Origin of the sequence: Brucella pseudintermedia (assembly GCF_008932435.1) — a bacterium.
Classification (GTDB): Bacteria; Pseudomonadota; Alphaproteobacteria; order Rhizobiales; family Rhizobiaceae; genus Brucella; species Brucella pseudintermedia.
The window spans coordinates 1-5,976 of sequence record NZ_WBWE01000030.1 but is presented as its reverse complement, the minus strand read 5'-3'; the positions used below and the strand labels follow the sequence as shown (position 1 = coordinate 5,976).

Sequence of the window (5,976 nt, the reverse complement as noted above, 5' to 3'; positions counted from 1 at the left end):
ACAGATGCTGGTCGACGCGCGTCAATCAGCCGAAAAATGGCAAGAATTCCTCGAATGCTTTGTCGATGACGAAGAAATCGTCGCCCGCGTCAAGACATATTCTCCACGGTAACAATCGGGCGGTTACGATATACCCGGTCTGAGAAGCGGGCGGCCCTGCCATGCGCAGGCGGCGTTTGAGGGGAGAAAGGGGCAACGCCCCTTGGTTTCCCCTCACGATCGGCAAGGCGCCAGCCGCAGCTGATCAGGACAACGCACGCGGAGCGCTCAGCCTGAACTTATTATAAAAATGTCGTATATGGGGCCGACAGGAGACGGTCTGCTTTTGCTTTCAGGTCATCGATAGCCATCGTCCAAGCCTGAGCGCAAAAATCCTCGGAACGCCCATTTTTTAGTGTCAATATCGTCGGCGTACAGACAGGCGCCAATTTCCAACGCTGCGTGGCTCCGTTAGCTTAGTCAGCACCCGGAACCAGGTCCACGAATTCCGCCGTTTCGCTTTTGGGCCGCAAAAGATCATCGAGCGGCTTCACTGCCAGCTTGAGTGGCATTTGCCCTGCCATGCCGCTAAATATGCATGTGCCGGTCGGTAGCGTTGGAATGGATTCCTCGGTGAGCTTATCGATGTAGGACACAGCACTTGCGATCGATTGCAAATCCTTTTGATTGATCAGTCGGTGGATAAAATAGTTATGAGCCTGAGAGGTGATGGTATGGGAGATATCATTCGGTCTTTGACTTGAAATTGTGACGAACACGCCGAACTTGCGCCCTTCCTTGATGATCTCCTCGAACGTCTCCAAGCGGTAGTCCTTCCAGCTCTCTGATTCCCTGAAAGATTCCCGCGACAGAATATTGTGGGCTTCGTCAATCACTATATTCAACGAACGAGCACCGCCAATCCGCTTATGATCTTCATAGATTTTCTTTGCGACCAACAATGGAACTGTCTTCTTCATCTCTAGATTGATGTCGCTTAGTGCGAACACGAGGACATTCGACGTGAAAAGGTTGGCGTTCGGTACGGGATCAAATATTTTCCGAATGTCGCCTTGTTTACTTTTGAGCTTGTTGATGGCCGGTGCGATGTGCTCGTTCTGGGCGCGGTTTGCCAAGACGTCTGAAATCAACTGGACGTAGCAAAGAGTTATCAAATTCTTGATGTCATCTTCCGCGAGTTCAAGCAGATCTACGGCATTATAGGCGATCGTTTCTGTGATCCGATCTGGGGTCGACCTGAGATAAACCTGCTGCCCACGAAGGCGGAACTCCGACTGGACGTTATGCCATTCTAGATCCTCGGCGAGCTCGATGACCTCACCATCTGCATTGCTCTCGGGCAGCACCTGTCTGAGATAGTCGAGTAGCAGATCCGCCCGGATCTTATCCGACATCTGTAAAACCTGGGTCACTTGCCGCTGAACGATGGCGCGAAGGTAATGGGCTGGAACATCTGCCTCGTTTACCTGCTGCTGGAGCTTGAGAGCTCGCTTTAAAAACGGCTTCTGCGTCTTTTCGGTCGCGTCCGCGAGGATGCTGACAATCTCAATGTCGTTGAAGCCCCCTGCTCCGAGCGGGATTTTATCTCCGTTGTCATTTCTGGTGCTCAAATTGAACACCCGCTTATGCTGGGTGAGGCAATTGTCCCTGATATACTCATTGTTGAAATCGAACAGGACAACGCGACAGTTCGCTTCGAATGCAGCGGCGTTACGAACTCGCATTTTTGCGATGAACTCCTGATAAATCATCGCGAGCGTGTTCGACTTGCCGCTACCGGTGTTTCCAAAGATGGCGATGTGACTGTTCATCAGCCCGTCGACGGGGAGGGAGATGTCAAATCCCTCGTACTCTGACCGCGCGATGTCCAGCGCGATCCCGCCATTTTTTAAGAGATTATGGACTTGGTGGACCTTCTCTTTGGTAAGAAGGAATGCCTCATTTCCGACGAGTGGTAGCTCTTTTGTGCCTCCAAAGAACTCGCCCTTTCGGTCGAGGAAGCCTACCAGCGAGACGGACAGGAACCGTCGGCCGTTCATGTATGCCAATTGGCTGGGCCGCTTGTCGTCTGTCTGGGCGTTCTCGCCCTCAACCTTCCCAATGAGGCTGAGGAAACCCTTTCGAATATCGACATAGCTCCCGACGCCGATGTTTCTGATCACATCGCCGTCATAAAACAGCTCCGAGAGATTTTTGTCCCGGTCAACGGAGATGAAAACTTTGCGTCCCGTCACAGCAGAGACTTCACCTACGCGAAGTACGGCCTCTTTCTGAAGGCGATCCGGCCGATCAGCCATTCTTGATCTCCGGCAAGACCGCGGCGAGGATGTTGTTCAGACGCAGGAAGTCGATATTGGTTCCCGCAGGCGGCCCGATCACGCTAACGTTTCGATGCTTGGCGAACTTAGCTTGATAAAGATCAATGTCGTCGTGGCTGTAAGCGAAGATGATTAGCTGCGACGTCGGATTTCTGAGCGCTCTTTTCGTTATGTCCAGGATGTGCTCGTCACTAAATGAGAACCCGAACGCCATCAGAGCAGCATTCTCCTGCTCCATCGACTTCGAGAAAAGCCGCAGCAGGTCATAGTACACCCTTTCCATAAGGGTCTCATGAAATTTTCTAAAGTTCGGCATAATCAGAAAATGCTTGCTGAGGTACTCAGAAACCTTAGCTGGATTTGCCTTTTCGGCCGGCGTCAGAGGCTGAACAGCGCTTGCGTTGTATACGAGATTCGAGCCCCTCTTCGTCCAGTTTAGCGACCCATGAGGCTTAATGAGGTTAATGGTCGGGATCTCGACCCGTCGAGCATAGAGTGAGCTTGCCCGATAGGTTCTGTCGAAATATTTTTCCGGCGCGAACGCAAAATTCTCAGACTGTCCGGAAGATCGGTCGAAACCATCATTGATAATGATACTAGGTAAATTGCTCGCCGCAAATTCGACAAACATATCGTAATTGGTCGAGAATATAGTGGCTTGCCGAGGCAATATCTCGTTTTTTCGATAGAATAAAATCTGATCTATTGTTGAAATAAATCTACGATAGTTATTTAAAGTCTCATCTAGATCTGCCGGGTAAACTACCTCTTCGTTCAGCTGCTTATAAGTCTTTCCGATTGTCTCAATGAAGTCAATCATCTCGCAATCTGCTTCCGCTGTCTTGCCGTCCTTAATCAGCTTGTCTAGTTTCTTTTCGATGTCACCAGCAGTCTTGATCGCTGGCAGGGAAGCTCCGGAGCCGATGAGGAAGTTAAGATTGCCGGATTGGATGTAAGGTGCCAAGACCTTCACCGTTTCATCATCGTTATTGATTATGTGGGATTGCACCATAGCAAAGTATCTCTAAGGTCAAAAGAATCGACAATCGTAGGTACATTAGATGGCCCGCAGCCAAAGCGATAGGCCTCGACCACTTGATCGATCCTTTGCCAGAGAGAGGCGGCAAAATGCCCCATCCCGTCGCTCGTGAATGCCGATCTCAGACGGCCATCAAGTGGGTTCATGCGCGTCGACGACTGACAGGGATCGCCAAGCAATGTCGGCTTTCGGGAATTAGCAAGTGTCAGTCGAACGGCAAAATGGGAGGCGCAAACCAGCCATTATCGCTGACAGGCATCCAAATTGCGTGATCGGCCCGGAATATCGGCCGAGGCGTTCATCCGCCCACGCTGTGTCAAGTTGCAGCGTGAAGTTAAAGGTTCCTTTCACCGATTGCGTGCCTGGAAAACGCAATATTATTCCAATTTTGGGGGATTCGCCCGCCGCAAAATTCAAGTATTCTTACGCCGACGCCCTCTTTTCCCGCCGCATGATCTACGCTTGATTACGAAGCGGCGCGATGAGGGACGGCGCTCTATGACGGAGTACGCTGCAATGCCCGCGATTTCGCATTCACATTGGCTAGCTTCCGGCCCAGTCTTTGCCCGGAGCGGAATGGTCCGCTCACCGGCGGAGATCAGGTTGTGGCAAAGCGGAAAGGGACAACGGCAAGCACTGTACGGGTGGTTCTCATGCCGTCCGACACCATGCCGACCTACGATCCCTCGAACCCCGATCCGCGCCTTCGGGAATTCGTCCGAATGCTTGCCCGGCAGGCTGCCCGCCAATTCGTTGAAGCCGAACAGGAGCGCGCTGCCCGCGAACGCCTCCGCAAATAGGGAGGCCGTCTCATGAGAGTTGCGCTCTATGCCCGCTACTCCTCCGACAATCAGCGCGACGCTTCCATCGAGGACCAGCTTCGCATTTGCCGTGCCCGCGCAGAGCGCGAAGGCTGGACCATCGTTGACAGCTATACCGACCGGGCGATCTCCGGTTCGTCGCTTCTGCGGCCGGGTGTACAGGAATTGATAGCCGACGGATTGAAGCGCCGCTTCGACGTCATCCTGACGGAATCGCTCGACAGACTTTCCCGCGATCAGGAAGACATTGCCGGCCTCTACAAGCGGATGCGCTTCGCCGGCGTCAGCATCGTCACGCTCTCGGAAGGCGAAGTGAGCGAACTGCATATCGGCCTCAAAGGCACGATGGGCGCACTCTACATCAAAGACCTTGCCGACAAGACGCGGCGCGGCCTGCGCGGCCGGATCGAAGATGGCAAGTCGGGCGGTGGGCTTTGCTACGGCTATAAGGTCGTGCGCCAGTTCGGTCAGGGCGGAGAAGCCAGCCGCGGCGAGCGTACCATCAACGAGGCCGAGGCAAATGTCGTGCGCCGCATCTTCAGGGACTATCTGGAAGGGAAGTCGTCTCGCGCCATTGCCATGGCGCTGAACAGCGAAGGCGTTCCTGGACCGCAAGGCAGCGAATGGGGACCGTCCACCATTCATGGCAATCCGAAGCGCGGAACCGGCATCCTCAACAACGAGCTTTATATCGGCAAGCTCGTCTGGAACCGGCTGCGCTATATCAAGGACCCGGATACGGGCAAGCGCGTCTCGCGGCCGAACCCGGAAAGCGAATGGGTCATTCAGGACGTTCCCGAACTGCGCATTGTCGATCGATACATCTGGGATGCCGTGAGAGAGCGGCAAAACAAACTAGCGAACGATCCCGCAGCCGGGACGTCTGCGAACTTCCTGTGCGACAGACGCCGGCCAAAACACCTCTTCACAGGTCTCATCAAATGCGGCTGCTGCGGTGGCGGCTATTCGATGATCTCCAAACACCTGCTTGGCTGTACCAATGCTCGCAACAAAGGCACCTGCGACAACTGGATCAATATCCGGCGCGACACACTCGAAGCCTCAGTGCTCAACGGCCTCGACAGACATTTGATGGAGCCGGAACTGTTCAAAGATTTCTGCGAGGAATTTACGCGGGAGGTGAACAAAGCCCGGATGGCCGCACGCACCTCAATTGAGGCGGCTGAGGCCGAGATCAAGAAGATCGACCGCGAACTTGAACGGATCCTCGATCTTTACCTCAAAGAGGCGCTGACGGTGGAAATGGTAAAAGAACGCGGCACTAAACTGGAAACGCGCAAGAAGGAACTCAAAGCCCTTCTCGACGGCGCGGAAGAGCCCCCTGCCCTTCTCCATCCGAACATGGCCAAAATCTATCACGAACAAATCGCGGCGCTCCACGATCAGCTCCATAATGAGGCCACGCGGGCCAAGGCAGCCGACCGCCTGCGTTCGCTTGTTAGCCGCATCGAACTGGTTCCAAACAATGATGAACTGGTGATTGTGCTGCGTGGCGACCTTGCCGCGATCCTGACGTTTGCGTCTGGCAAGAAGAACCCGGCCTTCCTTGAAGAAAAGGCGCTTCTGGACGAACTTTTGGGCCGTGCACAAGAGGGACAGAACGCAAAAAAGCCCTTCGGAAAGAAGGGCTTGAGCGGATCACAGGGATCGTTGGTTGCGGGGGCAGGATTTGAACCTGCGGCCTTCAGGTTATGAGCCTGACGAGCTACCGGGCTGCTCCACCCCGCGCCAGGGTGTTTGTTTTAGAACCGGTTGGGTATTTTTTGCGTTTAGCGCT

At 53.9% G+C, this 5,976-nt stretch carries 3 protein-coding genes, 1 tRNA gene and 1 pseudogene; 1 reads left to right on the top strand and 4 read right to left on the bottom strand.

Features of this window, described 5'->3' with window-relative positions:
• Nucleotides 1-455: 455 nt before the first annotated feature.
• Nucleotides 456-2,297: an ATP-binding protein gene (locus F9K78_RS21670; protein WP_151682742.1), complete on the bottom strand. Its 1,842-nt coding sequence runs from the start codon at nucleotides 2,295-2,297 to the stop codon at nucleotides 456-458.
• A complete protein-coding gene (locus F9K78_RS21665; protein ID WP_167518157.1) occupies nucleotides 2,290-3,282 on the bottom strand; it encodes an SIR2 family protein in 993 nt (330 codons plus the stop codon). The genes F9K78_RS21670 and F9K78_RS21665 overlap by 8 nt, the downstream gene beginning before the upstream one ends.
• 887 nt (nucleotides 3,283-4,169) lie before the next feature.
• On the opposite strand from F9K78_RS21665, the pseudogene F9K78_RS22180 reads away from it, so the two are divergent.
• Nucleotides 4,170-5,246 (top strand): annotated as a pseudogene (locus tag F9K78_RS22180) (recombinase family protein); the annotation flags it as partial.
• A 102-nt stretch (nucleotides 5,247-5,348) separates the two neighbouring features.
• On the opposite strand, the gene F9K78_RS22175 reads toward F9K78_RS22180, so the two are convergent.
• Nucleotides 5,349-5,789, bottom strand: coding sequence for a hypothetical protein (locus F9K78_RS22175; RefSeq protein WP_235925507.1), 441 nt, complete (start codon nucleotides 5,787-5,789; stop codon nucleotides 5,349-5,351).
• Nucleotides 5,790-5,850: 61 nt separating this feature from the next.
• Nucleotides 5,851-5,927, bottom strand: a tRNA-Met gene (locus tag F9K78_RS21650).
• Nucleotides 5,928-5,976 lie beyond the last annotated feature (49 nt).